Origin of the sequence: Streptococcus salivarius, from assembly GCF_000785515.1 — a bacterium.
Taxonomy (GTDB): Bacteria; Bacillota; Bacilli; order Lactobacillales; family Streptococcaceae; genus Streptococcus; species Streptococcus salivarius.
In genome coordinates this window covers 292982-308874 of record NZ_CP009913.1, presented here as the reverse complement: position 1 = coordinate 308874, position 15893 = coordinate 292982, and the positions used below count along the sequence as shown (strand labels likewise).

15 protein-coding genes are annotated in these 15893 nt (G+C 40.0%); 4 read left to right on the top strand and 11 right to left on the bottom strand.

Annotated elements, in window-relative coordinates:
- Positions 1 to 58 precede the first annotated feature (58 nt).
- On the bottom strand, positions 59 to 310 hold the full coding sequence (locus SSAL8618_RS01600) for a YneF family protein (RefSeq protein ID WP_002883695.1): 252 nt from the start codon (positions 308 to 310) through the stop codon (positions 59 to 61).
- Between the two features lie 246 nt (positions 311 to 556).
- Between SSAL8618_RS01600 and SSAL8618_RS01595 the strand changes: the two genes are divergently transcribed.
- On the top strand, positions 557 to 1099 hold the full coding sequence (locus SSAL8618_RS01595) for a TetR/AcrR family transcriptional regulator (protein WP_002883702.1): 543 nt from the start codon (positions 557 to 559) through the stop codon (positions 1097 to 1099).
- 32 nt (positions 1100 to 1131) lie between these two features.
- Here SSAL8618_RS01595 and SSAL8618_RS01590 read toward each other — a convergent pair whose 3' ends face one another.
- Positions 1132 to 2385: a diaminopimelate decarboxylase gene (locus SSAL8618_RS01590; RefSeq protein WP_002886527.1), complete on the bottom strand. Its 1254-nt coding sequence runs from the start codon at positions 2383 to 2385 to the stop codon at positions 1132 to 1134.
- 137 nt (positions 2386 to 2522) lie between these two features.
- Here SSAL8618_RS01590 and SSAL8618_RS01585 point away from each other — a divergent pair, with 137 nt between their 5' ends.
- Positions 2523 to 3659 carry a DUF5105 domain-containing protein gene (locus SSAL8618_RS01585; RefSeq protein ID WP_021143534.1) on the top strand — a complete coding sequence of 379 codons (1137 nt, stop codon included), beginning with the start codon at positions 2523 to 2525 and terminating at the stop codon, positions 3657 to 3659.
- Positions 3660 to 3695: 36 nt separating this feature from the next.
- Here the strand turns inward: SSAL8618_RS01585 and SSAL8618_RS01580 are convergent, their stop codons facing one another.
- The 3 genes from SSAL8618_RS01580 to SSAL8618_RS01570 form a co-directional block, all read right to left on the bottom strand.
- Positions 3696 to 4385 carry a Bax inhibitor-1/YccA family protein gene (locus SSAL8618_RS01580; RefSeq protein ID WP_038675272.1) on the bottom strand — a complete coding sequence of 230 codons (690 nt, stop codon included), beginning with the start codon at positions 4383 to 4385 and terminating at the stop codon, positions 3696 to 3698.
- Positions 4386 to 4408: 23 nt separating this feature from the next.
- Positions 4409 to 4912: an HD domain-containing protein gene (locus SSAL8618_RS01575; protein ID WP_002883682.1), complete on the bottom strand. Its 504-nt coding sequence runs from the start codon at positions 4910 to 4912 to the stop codon at positions 4409 to 4411.
- 101 nt (positions 4913 to 5013) lie between these two features.
- The gene (locus SSAL8618_RS01570) at positions 5014 to 5751 is read right to left on the bottom strand and encodes a TrmH family RNA methyltransferase (RefSeq protein WP_038675270.1); all 738 of its coding nucleotides are present in this window, start codon (positions 5749 to 5751) and stop codon (positions 5014 to 5016) included.
- 102 nt (positions 5752 to 5853) lie between these two features.
- Between SSAL8618_RS01570 and SSAL8618_RS01565 the strand changes: the two genes are divergently transcribed.
- The gene (locus SSAL8618_RS01565; protein WP_002886522.1) at positions 5854 to 6132 is read left to right on the top strand and encodes an acylphosphatase; all 279 of its coding nucleotides are present in this window, start codon (positions 5854 to 5856) and stop codon (positions 6130 to 6132) included.
- Positions 6133 to 6218: 86 nt separating this feature from the next.
- Positions 6219 to 7136, top strand: coding sequence for a membrane protein insertase YidC (yidC, locus tag SSAL8618_RS01560; protein ID WP_038675267.1), 918 nt, complete (start codon positions 6219 to 6221; stop codon positions 7134 to 7136).
- A gap of 167 nt (positions 7137 to 7303) precedes the next feature.
- Here the strand turns inward: yidC and greA are convergent, their stop codons facing one another.
- The 6 genes from greA to SSAL8618_RS01530 all read right to left on the bottom strand — a co-directional run bounded on the left by greA (position 7304) and on the right by SSAL8618_RS01530 (position 15820).
- On the bottom strand, positions 7304 to 7786 hold the full coding sequence (gene greA / locus SSAL8618_RS01555; protein WP_002883697.1) for a transcription elongation factor GreA: 483 nt from the start codon (positions 7784 to 7786) through the stop codon (positions 7304 to 7306).
- 84 nt (positions 7787 to 7870) lie between these two features.
- Positions 7871 to 9847: an endolytic transglycosylase MltG gene (mltG, locus tag SSAL8618_RS01550; RefSeq protein ID WP_038675265.1), complete on the bottom strand. Its 1977-nt coding sequence runs from the start codon at positions 9845 to 9847 to the stop codon at positions 7871 to 7873.
- Positions 9848 to 9943: 96 nt separating this feature from the next.
- Entirely contained in the window at positions 9944 to 10438 is a 495-nt protein-coding gene (locus tag SSAL8618_RS01545; RefSeq protein WP_038675263.1) for a GNAT family N-acetyltransferase, read from the bottom strand.
- A 59-nt stretch (positions 10439 to 10497) separates the two neighbouring features.
- Complete coding sequence (gene murC, locus SSAL8618_RS01540) at positions 10498 to 11826, bottom strand: UDP-N-acetylmuramate--L-alanine ligase (RefSeq protein WP_038675261.1); 1329 nt, start codon at positions 11824 to 11826, stop codon at positions 10498 to 10500.
- A gap of 26 nt (positions 11827 to 11852) precedes the next feature.
- On the bottom strand, positions 11853 to 12569 hold the full coding sequence (zapJ, locus tag SSAL8618_RS01535) for a divisome accessory protein ZapJ (RefSeq protein WP_014633860.1): 717 nt from the start codon (positions 12567 to 12569) through the stop codon (positions 11853 to 11855).
- 155 nt (positions 12570 to 12724) lie between these two features.
- On the bottom strand, positions 12725 to 15820 hold the full coding sequence (locus SSAL8618_RS01530) for a pilus expression-regulating Snf2 family helicase (protein WP_038675259.1): 3096 nt from the start codon (positions 15818 to 15820) through the stop codon (positions 12725 to 12727).
- Positions 15821 to 15893: the final 73 nt, after the last annotated feature.

Here is a 15893-nt window from a genome sequence, read left to right as displayed (position 1 = left end):
CTCCTTATCCCCTAGGTTACATGTAAAAAGCTGAGATTCACGTCCCAGCTCCCCACCATTATTTTTTCTTTTTCTTGCTATCTGCAAGTGCTTGTTTTTGTTGTTTGATAATTTGGTTATATGTTTGACGCACTTTTGCTTCATTTGGTTTTTGACCCGCAGCTGACATCATGGTACGAACAGCGTCCACATTCAAACGAGGATTTTCAGCCAATTCTTTCTCCATTTGTTTGCGGGCAAAGTATGCGCCTCCATAAAAACCACCCAAAAGGGCTACAAAAACAAGAATAATCCAAAGGACGGTGTTCATAAATTCATTTCTCCTATAACGTTGATTTACCTTATATTATAGCAAAAATGGCCCCTACTGACAAATAAGACGTTGATTCTTAAAAACGTCTAGAAAAATAGTTTTTTCGTTTAAAATACCGATAAAATGAGACTTTCAGTATTTTTCGCTTACAACTGTAAAGGACTTGTAAGATTTCTAGAAAAAAAAATAGGTTATTATATAAGTTGTGGAATTATTATTATGTTTATATAAAGGGGTTTATTTATGCTCAAGGAAGCAACTATTTCCGAACGAAAAATTGTCAACGCATTTATTGAACTCTTAGAGGAGAGTTCACTCGAACAAATCAGCATCACAGATATCATCAAGAAGGCAAATCTCAGCAGACCAACCTTCTACTACTACTATTCAAATAAGGAAGATTTGGTTGAAACAACCTTCTCAAAGATTTTAGATAAAATTTCAAGCATTCTTCAGGAAGACATGACCTACCAAGAAGGTGTTGTCACTGAAATGCTACGATATCTTAAGGAAAATCAAAAACTCTGTCTTACCTTGATGACACACATTCCAAACATCAATGAGATGATTCGTGAATTCATTATCGAGACTATCCTTAACTCTGATATTGAAAATGTTACAGAACTCATGGAACAAAGCTATCATATCCCTGCCAAATATTCATTGGAAGTTTATGTTAGCACCATTGTTACCATTTTAACACTATGGCTCAAAGAAGGCTGTATCGAATCCCCTGAGGAGTTAGCCGATATCATTCTTGAAGCTGTCATCATTAAAGTAAAATAAGCTAGAGCCTTTAAGGCCTAGCTTATTTTTTGTTAAATATCAAAATCAAAACCATCAAGAGTGGCAAAGTAATCATTCATCGTCTCTGCACGACGAATCATACGAGCTGTGCCATCTTCTTGGTAGAGAATTTCTGCAGAACGAAGACGTCCATTATAGTTGTAACCCATTGAGAAACCATGAGCACCTGTGTCGTGGATAACCAATGTATCTCCAATACGAGCTTCTGGCAATTCACGGTTCTTAGCAAACTTATCATTATTTTCACAAAGTGAACCTGTCACATCAACTACTTGAATGTCACCATCTGGATTAGTCATATTCGTGATGTGGTGGTAGGCATCGTACATAGCTGGACGGAGCAAGTTAACCGCAGAAGCATCTACACCAACATAGCGACGATAAGTATCCTTAATATGAAGAACCTTAGTAACGACAAGGCCATGAGGTGCTGTCATGAAACGCCCAAGTTCAGTGTAAATACTGATATGTCCAAGACCATTCGGAACAAGGATTTCATCAAATTTAGCATGAACCCCTTCACCGATAACGGCAATATCATTTTGTTTATTGGCTGGTGTGTAGTCCACTCCAACACCACCTGATAAGTTGATAAAGTCAAGGCTAACACCAAGTTCATTCTTGATTTCTACCGCCAATTCAAACAGTTGAGCAGCCAAGGTTGGGTAATACTCATTCGTTACTGTATTTGACGCTAAGAAAGCATGCAAACCGAATGATTTCACTCCTTTTTCTTTAAGGTAGGCATAGCCTTTGAAGAGCTGTTCCTTAGTCATCCCAAATTTTGATTCTTCAGGATGATCCATGATATCAGTACCGAGAGAGAAGACGCCCCCTGGGTTAAAGCGCAAAGAAAGGGTTTCAGGAAGTCCTGCAGCCTCTTCCAAGAAAAAGATATCTTCGTAAGCATCAAGGTTAATTGTCGCATTAATATCACGCGCGTAAACAAACTCTTCAGCACGTGTATCATTAGACGTAAAGCTAATGGCGCTACTATCAAAACCAATTTTCTTACTCATGACAAGCTCTGTATCGGTCGCACAATCGACACCACACCCTTCTTCCTTCAAGATTTTGAGGATTGCTGGATTAGGTGTAGCTTTTACAGCAAAGAATTCTTTAAAACCTGGATTCCACGAAAAGGCTGCGTTAACTGCACGCGCTGTTTCACGAATACCTTTTTCATCGTAAAGATGGAAAGGTGTTGGAAACTCTGCAGTGATTTGTTCAAGTTTATCAGCCGTAATAAAAGGTGTTTTTGTCATTTGATTCTCCATTTTTTTACAATAGTAATCCTATTATAGCATAAGAAAAGGCTTGAAACCCAATTTTCTAATAATCTCAAGGCATATTTCATGATACAATAGACCTATAACCTAAATAAAATAATGGGGGATTATTTATGAAAAAATATCTTTACTCTGGGACTCTTGCTCTAGCAGCCATCTTAACACTCTCAGCATGTGCCAAGCCAAAACTTGATGCCAAGCTTTCTGTTAACGATATTGTCTATATGTCAGGAAGCGACCTCAAGCTCAAGGATGACCAAACCCTAGTCGAAGTTTCATTCAAACTCGAGAATACTTCGGAAGATATGGAAAATGAGCTCAAAACATCTGCTAAACAATTCTACCTCAAAGATAAAGATGGTAAAAAAGTCACAGCAAGCAAGCTCGATAAGGGCGACCTACCTACTCTCTTCAATAAAAATAAGAACGTAGAGGACGCTACAGATGACTTTGGAAAGCTTGAAGCTGACGACTACAAGACTGTCTCACTCTTTTTCGAAGTTAACAACAATGAAAGCTATAAACTCTATTTTGAATCAAAAGATGAAAAAACAGAGGGACAAACAGTTTCTACTAGCCTAAAAGATTTCGATGGTAAAACAACTACCAATGTTAAAAAGGCTATTGACGCTTATTTCAATGCAGTTCTTCTAGGTGGTGAAAGCAAAGACTACAGTAAATTTGTTTCTAATGACTTGGATAAAGCCAAGGGTGAACTTAACCAATATTTCTCAGATAGCCTTCAATACAGCTATAATGAAACTGATCATATCAAACCAACTGGTGATGAAATTCCAAAAGTTTTTGGTTGGGTCCAAACTGCTAACCGTGAACGCGGTAGCTACACTGTTGATAACATTATCGTCGCTAAAGATAAAGCAGAGTTTAACGTCAGCATGTCAACTATCAGTATGAAAGCTGCAGACGATGCCTACGGTGCTAATCACCCAAATCTCACAGATGACCTTAAAAACTACCTACAAAGCAATGGTGCCAACGCTGGAAATGTCGACCAACTAACAAGACAATACTACATGGAAACTTACCTACCGAATTCAATCAAAGAAGTAAGCCCATCAGCACCAAAGACAGAAGGAACAAATATTTTTGATAATTACTCAGTCGAGCTTACTAAAAAAGACGACAAGTGGGCCTTCCCAGATAAAGATAGCTATGTCGGAAAATGGGAGTACTATCCACTCTTCTACGCTTACACAGGTCAGCAAGGGACAATTACAAAAAACTATTAGACATTAAAAAAATCAGCCATCTGGCTGATTTTTTTACTAATTACGTCTAGCAAAGAGTCGCAAGATATTCAAGAATAAGTTAATGAAATCCAAGTAAAGACTAAGTGCCATAGAAACTGCCCATCCATCTGTGACTTGACCATTGGCACCGTAGTAAACCTTTTTAATCAACTGGTTATCGTAGGCAATTAAACCAGAGAAAATAAGAATTGATACAATACTAATCACAAAACTCATCATGCTACTTGCAAAGAAAATATTAATCAAGCTAGCCACAATAATCCCAATCAAGGCTGCCATAAGGAACTTAGCCATGCCTGATAGATCTCGCTTAATGCTAACTCCGATAAGGGCCATGATAAAGAAAACAATGGCAGTGCTAAGGAAGGCTTGAAAAACTATGGCTTGCGTGTATTGAACGATGATAAAACTAAGTGTAAATCCATTCAAAGCGGAATAAACCAAAAATAAAGGTAGGGCTGCAGGTGTATTTCTTCGTGCAGCACCGCTAGCCAAAAAGACCAAACCAAACTCTAAAAAGAGGGCTGCCATGTAAACCCAAGAATGATTCATGAGAATATTGACAAAAACATGTGAGAGAGGAAAGAGCATCAGATAAGAAATGACTGCTGAAAGTCCCACTCCTATACCGACAAGGCCATAAATCTTTCCGAAAAAGCGGCTTAAGCCCGCATCACTAGTCGTATAAATTGCATTTGATTCCATAGTTATCTCCTAAAAATAATGAATTATTGGTGGTGGCTTTGTAGGGTCTTACGACGGAAAAACTTACGATTTTTAATTCGGTTTCGTAAGGGTGTCGCCGCTTCTTTAACCGCCCAATACTTATCCACCATCGTAACAATATAAGATTCCTTATACTTCGGCGGTGCAATCGTTGCTCCCCACATATGCTTGAGGATAATATCCTCTTCTTTTTTGTTTAGATTAACAAGCTTTCTGGCATTACGAACAGCAATACGTGGGTGTACCCAAGCATGACTCTTATTAAATTTAGTTACTCGCCAATCATAATAGAAAAAATCATGTAAGAGACCGCCTCGAGCAGTACTCTTGGCATCCCAGCCAAATTTTTTAGCAATCTTATAGCTGGTGTAACTAACATTAACCGAGTGTTCTAAACGTGTCGAATGATGGTGCTGTACAATCCCATCCAATTTTTGAAAACGTGGGTGTGAAATCAAATGTCCCACAACTTCCATGAATTCTTTATCATCTTCTGGTCGTTTCATAATAATACCTCATTAATGTTTCTAATGCTTCTTCATTATACCACTAGTGCTTAAAATTACTTTAAAAGTCAGTTGTTTTCTCCTAAAATCATCCTTGAGACCTAGAGACTAAACATGAGAATTCCTGCTGCAACAGCAACATTCAGACTCTCCGCCTGACCTGGCATGCTAATATGTACGAGTTGATCAGCAGACTCAGCCATATCCTGACTAATTCCCTGACCTTCATTTCCCATCACTAAGGCAAAATTGCCATCTGTCTTAACTGCTTTATAGTCAACAGAAATATCTGAGAGAGTCGTTGCCAAAACAGGTACCCCTTGCTTTTTGCAAGCCTCAACCATGTCAAGAATAGGTCCACGATAGATTGGAAGATGGAAATGACTTCCCTGCATAGAACGCAAGGTCTTCTGATTATAAATATCAGCTGATTTATCTGACAAAAAGACTCCGTCATAACCTGCGGCATCCGCTGTGCGAATCATTGTTCCTACATTGCCAGGATCCTGAACATCCTCCAAGAGAAGATACTTCCCTGAGAGAGATTCTGGCAAGGCTTGAGATTGTTTAGCAACTTCTGCCACAATCCCTTGGGGGGTCTGGGTTTCACAGAGCTCCTTGAGCACCTCTGGACTAACCAACTTCACCTTAACCATATTAGCCACACGATTAGCCATTTCCTCAAGCACGAAAACTTGAAGAATATCGGCACCACTTGCCTTTGCTTCCTCAAAAAGATGCCATCCTTCTAAAAGATAGCTAGTTTTACGGTGCTTGCGCTGCAATAATTTTCTAGCAGATTTAATGCTAGCATTTTGCTTTGATTGAATGATTTCCATACACTCATTATAGCAGAAATCCCTTGATAAATCTTGGACTTGACCGACTTTATAGCAAGGATTATACTAAAGGAAAGAGCTTTCAAAAGGAGGTCGTGGACCATGCAAAAAGTAAGATTATTAGTCTCAGGAAGAGTCCAAGGTGTTGGTTTTCGTTATTCAACCTATGCTCTAGCACTAGATATTGGAGATATATACGGTCGGGTTTGGAATAATGACGACGGAACTGTTGAAATCCTAGCTCAGTCAGAAAATCCTGCTAAGTTAGCTAAATTTATTCAAGAAGTTCGAAAAGGACCTTCAAAATGGTCTAAAGTAACCTATGTCGATGTGACCATGGCAAACTTCTCAAATTACAGCGATTTTCGGATGGCTAATTAAGAGGAAGCCACCGTTTTTAGCTTGTTCTCTTTCTTAAAAAAAGGTAAAATAGACAAGTATAACTAAAAAACAAAAGGAATGATATTGTGAATAAAAATCAAAAACGTCTAGCCCTGATGGGGCTTGCTGCCAGCATGGTACTCTTCCTATCAGGATGTGTGAGCCTTGATAAGTCTGGTAATCCTACTGGTTGGGTCTGGAACCTCCTTGGTCGCCCTATGAGCCACGTCATCACCTACTTCGCAGATAATCTTGGTCTCGGCTTTGGTCTTGGTATTATCTTTGTTACCATCATTGTTCGTTTGATTATCTTGCCACTTGGTCTTCACCAATCTCGTAGCGCAGCCTACCAATCAGCAAAACGTGAATACCTTGCGCCTATCTTGGAACCAATCAACGAACGTTTGCGTAACGCTGAAACTCAAGAAGAAAAAATGGCTGCCCAGTCTGAACTCATGCAAGCTCAGCGTGAAAACGGTCTAAGCTTGATGGGTGGTGTCGGCTGTCTTCCTCTATTAATTCAGTTCCCATTCTTCTCAGCACTCTACTACGCAGCACGTTACACTCCTGGTGTACTTCAAGATAACTTCCTCTGGTTTAACCTTGGTCACCGTGACTTCCCATTGATTATCATCATCGCAGCTCTTTACTACTTCCAATCTTGGTTGTCTATTCAACAAGTTCCTGAAGAGCAACGTAAACAAATGGCAGCGACGATGTACAGTATGCCGATCATGATGATTTTCTTTGGTATTAGCTCACCTGCAGCCGTAATCCTCTACTGGTTCGTTGGTGGTATCTTCTCTATTATCCAACAGTTGATTACCAACTACATCATCAAACCTCGCTTGAAAGAAAAAGTGGCTGAAGAGTTCAAAAAGAACCCTCCAAAAGCACCTCGTACAACACCAATCAAGCGTAAAGATGTAACACCAAAAAATACTCAAGCAATTGCAAGTAAACCAAAGAAAAACCGTAACGCCGGTAAGCAAAATCGTAAATAAGCTACAAAGCACTCTTGGTATTTGCCAAGAGTGCTTTTCTTATAGATTAATTCAGACCAGCCTAACTCCTAATAGCGCCGGTAACCAAAAAGGGAGTGAGACAGAACAACTGTTTTGTCTCACTCCCACTAGTTTCAAATATTGGACACCTTAATGCCAACAGTCACTTAGGCTGTTTTTTCTACACTAAGGATTTCTACAGAGTAGCTACCTGCTGGTGATTCGATAGCGACTTTGTCGCCAACTTTCTTACCAATCAAGGCTTGAGCAATTGGGCTTTCATTTGAAATCTTACCTGAAAAGATGTCAGCACCGGCTGCACCAACGATATGATAAGTATCTTTGTCGTTTGTACCAACTTCTTGAACAACAACAGTTTTACCAATTGCAACCTCGTCATTAGCAACAGCATCACTATCAACGATTTCTGCATAACGAATTTTTGTTTCAAGAATCTGAATTTGTCCTTCAACAAAGGCTTGCTCGTCTTTGGCTGCTTCATACTCAGAGTTTTCTGAAAGGTCACCATAAGAACGTGCAATCTTAATACGTTCTACAACTTCTGGACGACGGACGAGTTTGTACTCCTCCAATTCCGCTTCAAGTTGTTCTTTCTCTGCTTGTGTCATTACATATGTTTTTTCTGCCATTTTTTTCTCTTTTCTATTTTTTGAGCCGTTGGCTGTATCGTTAGAATCACTATTCGTTTGCTTGATTTTAACTAGCCAATCAGACTATTTATCTTTTAGTTTGCTGTTAATGTAAGTTTCAACGTTATGCTGATGCTCTTCATAGCTTTCAGCAAAATAGACATTACCAGTGGTTACATCTGCCACAAAGTACATGTACTTGGTAGATGATGGATTGATAACCGCTTCAATCGCAGACAGACTAGGACTGTCCACAGGACCTGGCATCAACCCCTTATGAACATAATCATTATAAGGGGAGTCAATGTTTGTGTCAATAGTTGCATCTTCTTTCAAGGTCGTTTCCTGACCAAGTTTTCCAAGAGCATAAAGAACTGCGATATTACTTTGTAGAGCCATGTCTGAGTTTAGACGATTATAGAAGACGCTCGCAATGTTTTTACGGTCGTCATCTGTAGCCCCTTCTTTTTCAACAAGAGAAGCTAGGGTCAAAATCTCATTAACATTATGTCCACTAGATGAAATCGTTGCATAGTAAGGTGATAGGTAGGTATCCATCGTTGACAACATTTCCTCTACCAAAGACTCCACCGTCGTATCATCATGAATGTTATAAGTCGCTGGGAACAGATAACCCTCTAGGACATACTTAGCATCCGTAGAATTTGGAAGGTTTGCCAACAAGGTTGGGTACTTCGCTTTCATCTTTGTAATGAAAGCATCATCCTTCATCAATTTCAAGAAATCTTTCGCCTTAAGTCCAGTTGATGATTTTTTGCCTTTTTTAGCTGAAGAATTAACTTCAACTGCCTTGGCAATTTGATCAATGGTATATCCTTCTTTGACTAAGACCGTACCAAGAGATGGCTCCTGAGGTTTATCACTTCCTTTTTTCTGAAGTGCCTCAATAATTTCATCCATGGTCATGCTAGCCTGAAGGTTGTAGTAACCACTTTTCAGATTTGAGATGTTTTTAAACTTGGTATAGTAATTAAAGACCTTACCAGACTTAATAACACCAGCTGATTCCAAGAGTTGGCCGATATAACTGCTACCTGAATTTTCAGGAATTTCAACACTAACAAACTTAGTTGAATTAACATCTTTTGCGCCAACAGCATCACTAACATAGCGATAACCAAAGAATGTAGCTACTGACAAGATAAGTAGCAAGAAGATGATAATGTTTCTTGCAATTTTACCAGCACGACGGTTATTTTTATTGCGTTTGTGATTTCGGTTAGAACGTGAAATCGGCTCTTCGTCGACAATGTCAGCCTGTTTACCATCTTTTGGCGAAGACTTTTTCTTCTTCACTTTCTTGCCTTTCTTTTTCTTAGGTTTTCCAGAGGGTTCTAGAGAAATACTCTCATCATCCTCATTACCATCAGCTACTAGCTCTGATTGAACCTTTTCTTGCGACGCTTGGTCACTTGTTGCATGATGTTCCTGCAAGAATGCTTCTTTTTGACGTTCTGAGGTCAATTTGGCCTCCAATTCTTTAGGGTCTGTATAAATAGCTTCGTTAGACTTAGCTTCAATGAGCTCCTTGGCAACATCTGCAGGAATATACTCCTCTTCAGATGCTTCGTTAAGGCTAGTTTCCCAAACTGGACGTTTAAAACGACGTTTCGACGTTTCAGTCTCCTGAGGAATATTTACCTTTTTCTCCTCCTCAATTGGCTCTTTAGGAATAGACGCTAGGTTTGAATGAGCATCAGATACTAAAGACTCCGCTTGAGAATCTGAAAACAAGCTAAGACTATCTTGTTGAGAATCTCGGGCTGTCTCAGAAGTCATAGATTTAGCAAAGGCACTGTGAAAAACAGAATGTGAACTAAAATCTTGGTTACTTACTTTATTAGACGCTGAATCACTACGAGTTGTAGCGCTCTCAGCTGACGTTGAAAGTGGTGTCTCGGGCATAGTTGCACTTTTATTATGCTCCTCCTCACGAAGAGAACGGAGCCGTGTCGCTTCTTGTAAGTCTCGGAGAATCTGATCTTTGAAGCTTAGGCTATCTTCAGAAGCTTCCGAGTGTTCATTAAACTTGTCCGTCAAGGCATACCTCCTCTATAGTAACAAACGCCATTATATCTTAAAAAGTCAGTTAATGCAAATCAATTGGTCCTTTGTCACAGTAACGTAACACTGAAATCAATGGGTTTCTGGGTTCTCCCAGACCATATTATACCAAGAGCTTCCACCATGCTTTGATTCTGATTCTCCCTCATCAGTGAAACCATTCATCTCATAGTAAGCAATCAAGTAATCATGACAAGTCAAACTAATACCTTGGCGTTTTTGAGCAATAGCCAGATCTTTAAGCGCTGCAATCAAGGCTGTTCCAATACCTTGCCCTTTAAAGTCTTTGGAGATAGACAAACTAGTCACTGCAATAAAACCTCCTTGACTAGCATTAGGAGCCACTTTATGGAACAGGTCATCTGTGAGATAACGTTCCGCAATCACAGGTCCTTCGATGTAACCAGCTACAACGCCATCAATTTCAGCAATTAGAAAGGTATCACAAATCGTCTCTAAACGCTCTGCAATAGCCTCTGGAGTTGCAGCCTCTTCAGGCGAAAAATTTTCTTGTTCGATACGAACAACATCAGCCCAATCATCCTCTCGGGCATGTCGAATAAGCATATCAAATTCCTTTCTATTAAGAGAAAGAGCTGAGCGAAATCGCTACAGCCCTTAATATATTACATGTGTGTTTGCAAGCTTGCTAGGAGCTCTTCGAACGAGCGTTCGTAAAGTTGGATGTCCCCAGCTCCCATAAAGACATAAACAGCATTGTCATGGTCAAGGAGAGGTGAGACATTTTCAACTGTAACCACTTTGGCAGGTTTATTGATCTTAGCAGCAAGATCTTCAACCTTAACATCACCATGGTCAACCTCACGCGCTGAACCGTAAATTTGCGCCAAATAAACAGCATCTGCTTCACTCAAAGCTTCAGCAAATTCATCAAGAAGGGCGATGGTACGTGTGAAGGTATGTGGTTGGAAAATAGCAACAATCTCTTTAGATGGGTACTTTTGGCGTGCTGCATCAAGCGTTGCAATAATTTCAGTTGGATGGTGAGCAAAGTCATCGATGACAACAGTACCACTGATAATTTTCTCTGTGAAACGGCGTTTAACACCTGAGAAAGTTTTAAGGTGTTCCGCAACCAAGTCCATGTCAAAACCGGCTACATAGAGGTTCCCAATAACCGCAGTTGCATTCAAGATATTGTGTCGACCATAGGCTGGCACATGGAATTCTCCAAGGATTTGTCCATAATGTTTCACCTTGAAATTAGACCCTGTCGTTGTACGCACAATGTCTGTTGCTATAAAGTCATCATTTTCTTCGAAACCGTAGTAATAGATTGGCGCATTGGCTGTAATCTTACGAAGATGTGGATCCTCACCGTAAACAAAGAGTCCTTTTTGCACTTGCTTAGCATAATCATCAAAGGCAGAGAACACATCATCGATACTTGTAAAGTAATCAGGATGGTCAAAGTCAATGTTAGTGATGATTGAGTATGCTGGGTGGTATGGCATGAAATGACGTTCATATTCATCAGACTCAAAGACAAAGTATTGTGCATTAGCAGAACCTCGTCCAGTTCCGTCACCGATAAGGTATGACGTGTCGGTGATATTTTTCATAACATGTGACAAGAGACCTGTTGTAGAAGTCTTACCATGTGCACCTGCCACACCAAAGCTAGTGAATTGATCCATGAAGTGACCCAAGAACTCGTGATAACGCTTAAAGCTGTAGCCATTTTTAATTGCATAAGCAACTTCAACGTTGTTATCTTCACGAAAGGCATTTCCAGCAATCAATTCAACATCTTCTGTGATGTTTTTTTCATCGAAAGGAAGGATAGGAATACCTGCTTGCTCAAGACCACGTTGAGTGAAGTAATATTTTTCCACATCTGAACCTTGAACCTTGTGTCCCATTTGGTGGAGCATCAAAGCCAAAGCTGACATACCAGATCCTTTAATTCCAATAAAATGATAAGTTTTTGACATAGTTTCTCCTTACAATCGCACTGCGATTAGTTTGCGTCTTCTAAATGCGTCAAATTTAATTCTTGAGCAACTCGGTGTTCACGGTAAGTTTGACGTTCTGGGTAATTATAAACCTGGCTACGTTTCAAGAAGTCATAGCTATTTTTCTTGACGTTCTTACGAGATGGGTTACTAGGCTGTTGATAAGTTGGGGCCACTTCTGCCAAGATGTAAGAATCTTGTTGCAGACGATTTGCCAAGTGATGAATCTTTGAGTGCTTCCCATTAGGTGCTAAAGTTCGCTTGATAGCACTTACAGGAGCTCCCAAGATAGAGGCTGTCACTGGTCCTTTATCCGTTGTTACAGCAGCTGGCTCAACAGTGGCCTCAAAGCTTGGTTTAGCTTCTACCTTAGGCTTAGCAGTCAGTTGACGGCTATTAGTATGTTTGGTTTGTTGAACTTCTTGGCGGAGGAATTTTTGGCGTTTCTCACGTACATCACGCTTAGCCTTTTCGCGGGCTTCCTCAGCATAAGTCATGCCAGCTTCTTGTGTCTCCACTCGTTTTGGAGCCTGCTTACGATTGCTAGGCTTAGCTGACAAGAAATCATAGTTCGGCAACAAATCATTGTAGTCCTTATCTTGGTAAGGGCCACGGATATTTGTGATTAAATCTTCATTTTCGTATAGGCGCATAGAGACCGGTTCTTGCAAGCAAGGTTCCCCGTCTGGAATCAGCGGAAATTGTCGTCTTTGGCGATGCATAAAAGACTTCCTTTCATTTTCGAGATGATGCGTATCTTAATATAAATAATCGGGAATGGGGAGATACGTCTTGCAATATCCTATTATAGCCTAATTCAAAAGATTTGCCTAGTAGCATTTTTATATTTTAGTATTCCAATATTAAATATAACAAATTAAGATATTGCAATACCAAGAATTTCTTTAATATCCTCTACTGTCATGCTGGCACGGCTTTCATTGCCATCCAATACTGTTGTGACGAGGTTTTTCTTACCTTCTTGAAGCTCAAGAATTTTCTCTTCAATAGTCCCTCTTGTAATCAAACGGTAAACTTCGACATTTTGTTCCTGACCTATACGGTGAGCACGACTAATAGCCTGCATTTCTACCGCTGGATTCCACCAAAGGTCAATCAGAATTACCGTATCAGCACCAGTTAGATTCAGTCCCACTCCTCCTGCTTTCAGAGAAATCAAAAAGGCATCTCGACTTCCTTGATTGAAGGCTCTGGTCATCTCTTGACGACTATCAGATGGCGTTGACCCTGTTAGCTTATATGAGGAAATCCCTAATTCTTGTAAGAGCCCCTCTGTAATATCTAACATTCCACGAAATTGTGAGAAGATAAGGACACGATGGTCTGATTCCTTAATTTGGCTAAGCAACTCTCTAAGGCTATCTAATTTTCCGCTATCTCCCGCATAGTCCATAAAGAGAGCTGGGGTATCACAGATTTGTCGTAAGCGGGTAATTCCTGACAAGATTTCCACCTTACGACGGTTGATTTCCTGATCACTTGCTGAAATTAATCCTTGTTGCATCTGTTGTAATTGTGCTAAATAGATAGCCTTTTGAGCATCTGACAATTCACTTTGGTGAGTGATTTCAATCAAATCTGGGAGATCAGGAAGGACCTCTTCTTTTTTACGTCTTAGAATAAAGGGAGAAATATACCTAGCCACTTCCTTAGGTGTTAACTTAAGGAAAGTTTTTTTAGCTGGTAAAAGTCCTGGTAGAATAATCTGGAAAATAGACCAAATCTCCAACAAATGATTTTCAATAGGCGTTCCAGATAGTGCTAAGCAATGTGGAACAGAAAAATCACGTAGATATTGGGCAATCTTTGTCTGTGTATTCTTCATGACCTGAGCCTCATCAAGAATGAGATAGTCATATTTGCCAGCCTTGTAAGCATCAAAATCCTGACGGAAGGAAGCATAGCTTGTAATAATAATCTGGTGGTCTTCGGCAATGATGTCATCACGTTTTGGCTTGAGTCCATAAGAAACCGCTACATCTAACTGAGGGGCAAACTTTTTAAACTCATCCTGCCAATTGTAAATCAGACTTGATGGTGACAAAACCAAAACTCGTTGTCCTTCTTCTAAATGTGCAGAGAGGTAGGCAATAGTTTGCAAGGTTTTCCCCAACCCCATATCGTCGGCCAAGATACCGCCAAAACCATAGTGATGCAACATCGATAGCCACTGAACACCTTTTTCCTGGTAGGGACGAAGGCCAGCTTCTACCTTATAGGTTGGCAAATCAAAGGTCTCTGGCTTACTCAAATGTTGCGTTAAGAGTTGGAAATCTTTTGAAAAACGAACAGAATCACTTTCTGAAAGAGCATCCATCAATTGATAGGCAGTTAATTGATTGAGTTCTAGGTGACCTTTTCCTGAGTAACGAGCTCTCAGAGTTTTGAGACTCTCACTAATACGATACGTCGCTTCGTCAAAAACAATCAACTGACCACTACGATTGATAAAATAGGGCGAGCTTTCCATCAAGGCTGCTAAAGCATGATCCACATCTTCGTCGTCAAGACTTGAAAAATCAAAGGAAATATCTAATAAATTTCCCTGACGCTCTACCTGAACCTGTGGACTCTGCTCAACCCGTAAGTCACGTAACTCCTGTCCAATCAGAACCGTTCCTGAATTTTCAAAATCTGATAGAGTATTTGTAAAGAAATCATAGAGCTCTTGACTGCTACCTAATCGTTTAGATGACTGAAAATCAGGGGTGAATCCATGTTTAGACATCAAACGAAAAACAGCCTGCTCATGACGATAGTTACTAGTAAATCCTAAATGACTCAACTCTTGGCGATCTTGTACCAAGAAGCCATTAAAATCAAAAGCTAATGTAAGAATAACCTCACTATCACCTTTCAGATCAAAGCGAAATCTCGGTGTAAAGTCCTTGATATTAAAAGCTTTTGGTGCCTTAACCGGCCCCATAGTCCTAAAATCAAAAAGACTAGCAGCCAAGATGGCTTGTTCATCGAGATTAAAGCTGACGTGCTTATTCAAATCGCTTCCGATTGGAAGAGAGCGTAAGCCAACCAAAAGTTTTTGTTGTTTTCGATTCAGACGATAAAAAACACCTTGATAAAAGAGAATACGATTATTAAAAAAGGCCTGACTATTCTTCTCAGCGACAGTCAATTCAATCATCTTGGGCTCGACACAAATATCAAACGAGAAGAGCTGAGCATCAGCGGTCAAATCCTCGACCAAAAGTTGGCGATATTCGGTTCCTTCCCATTCAAACCTAAAGCCATCCAAATCTTGCATCCGTCTCAAACCTTCCTCAAAAAAACCGTAAGGGAGACAAAGGTGACGTGCATTATTCGGTAAAATAAAGTCTAAATTAGTCTTGGCTTCATCTGGAATCATCCGTCCTAAGAAGTCTAAAAATGCCTGTGAAGCCTGGTCAAATTGAATAAGTGATAGGGGTTCATAGTAGTTCTTACCTATCTGATAATAACCCTCAGCCTCTACAAGTTTGAGGAAGGCAGGAATATCTCGAATAACATAAGAACGTTCATCTGGTAAGCGACGTAAACGTATACTCCACCAAATCTCTGAACCAAAGGTAGATTCCTCTCCCTCTACCATCAAGCTATATCTAACGGTATCATCTTCATTCAGGGAAAGCCCTTCTAAAAATAAACCACCAAAAGAGTGCCCTCGCTCTTGGCCTTGAGAGGACTCTTGTTCCTCTTCCAGTTCTGCCAAGAGGCGCTGGCCTTCTTTATCATTTTTTAGATAATACTCAACCGCTGCCAAATGGGGACAATAGCCTTTTTGAGCGAAATAATCACAGTCACACGTGATTTCAGAATCATTGAGTGCATAAATTAAATGATGTTGGTCAACTGTTGTATCCAACTGAGTTTCTGAGACCTGATGAATGGTAATGAGATCCTTTTCAAAAAGTTCAATACCCTCATTACGGACTCTACCCGGCATCAATTTTGCCATAGTATTCACCCCTATCTTATCCCTCTATTATAGCACAAAATCCTTATAAACTAGGCCCTCACCAAGATAAAAC

Excerpts from the sequence above, each read along its gene's own strand:
- SSAL8618_RS01600 (WP_002883695.1), bottom strand. The coding sequence starts at position 310 with ATGAACACCGTCCTTTGGATTATTCTTGTTTTTGTAGCCCTTTTGGGT.
- SSAL8618_RS01595 (WP_002883702.1), top strand. The coding sequence starts at position 557 with ATGCTCAAGGAAGCAACTATTTCCGAACGAAAAATTGTCAACGCATTT.
- SSAL8618_RS01590 (WP_002886527.1), bottom strand. The coding sequence starts at position 2,385 with ATGACAAAAACACCTTTTATTACGGCTGATAAACTTGAACAAATCACT.
- SSAL8618_RS01585 (WP_021143534.1), top strand. The coding sequence starts at position 2,523 with ATGAAAAAATATCTTTACTCTGGGACTCTTGCTCTAGCAGCCATCTTA.
- SSAL8618_RS01580 (WP_038675272.1), bottom strand. The coding sequence starts at position 4,385 with ATGGAATCAAATGCAATTTATACGACTAGTGATGCGGGCTTAAGCCGC.
- SSAL8618_RS01575 (WP_002883682.1), bottom strand. The coding sequence starts at position 4,912 with ATGAAACGACCAGAAGATGATAAAGAATTCATGGAAGTTGTGGGACAT.
- SSAL8618_RS01570 (WP_038675270.1), bottom strand. The coding sequence starts at position 5,751 with ATGGAAATCATTCAATCAAAGCAAAATGCTAGCATTAAATCTGCTAGA.
- SSAL8618_RS01565 (WP_002886522.1), top strand. The coding sequence starts at position 5,854 with ATGCAAAAAGTAAGATTATTAGTCTCAGGAAGAGTCCAAGGTGTTGGT.
- greA (WP_002883697.1), bottom strand. The coding sequence starts at position 7,786 with ATGGCAGAAAAAACATATGTAATGACACAAGCAGAGAAAGAACAACTT.
- SSAL8618_RS01545 (WP_038675263.1), bottom strand. The coding sequence starts at position 10,438 with ATGCTTATTCGACATGCCCGAGAGGATGATTGGGCTGATGTTGTTCGT.
- murC (WP_038675261.1), bottom strand. The coding sequence starts at position 11,826 with ATGTCAAAAACTTATCATTTTATTGGAATTAAAGGATCTGGTATGTCA.
- zapJ (WP_014633860.1), bottom strand. The coding sequence starts at position 12,569 with ATGCATCGCCAAAGACGACAATTTCCGCTGATTCCAGACGGGGAACCT.
- SSAL8618_RS01530 (WP_038675259.1), bottom strand. The coding sequence starts at position 15,820 with ATGGCAAAATTGATGCCGGGTAGAGTCCGTAATGAGGGTATTGAACTT.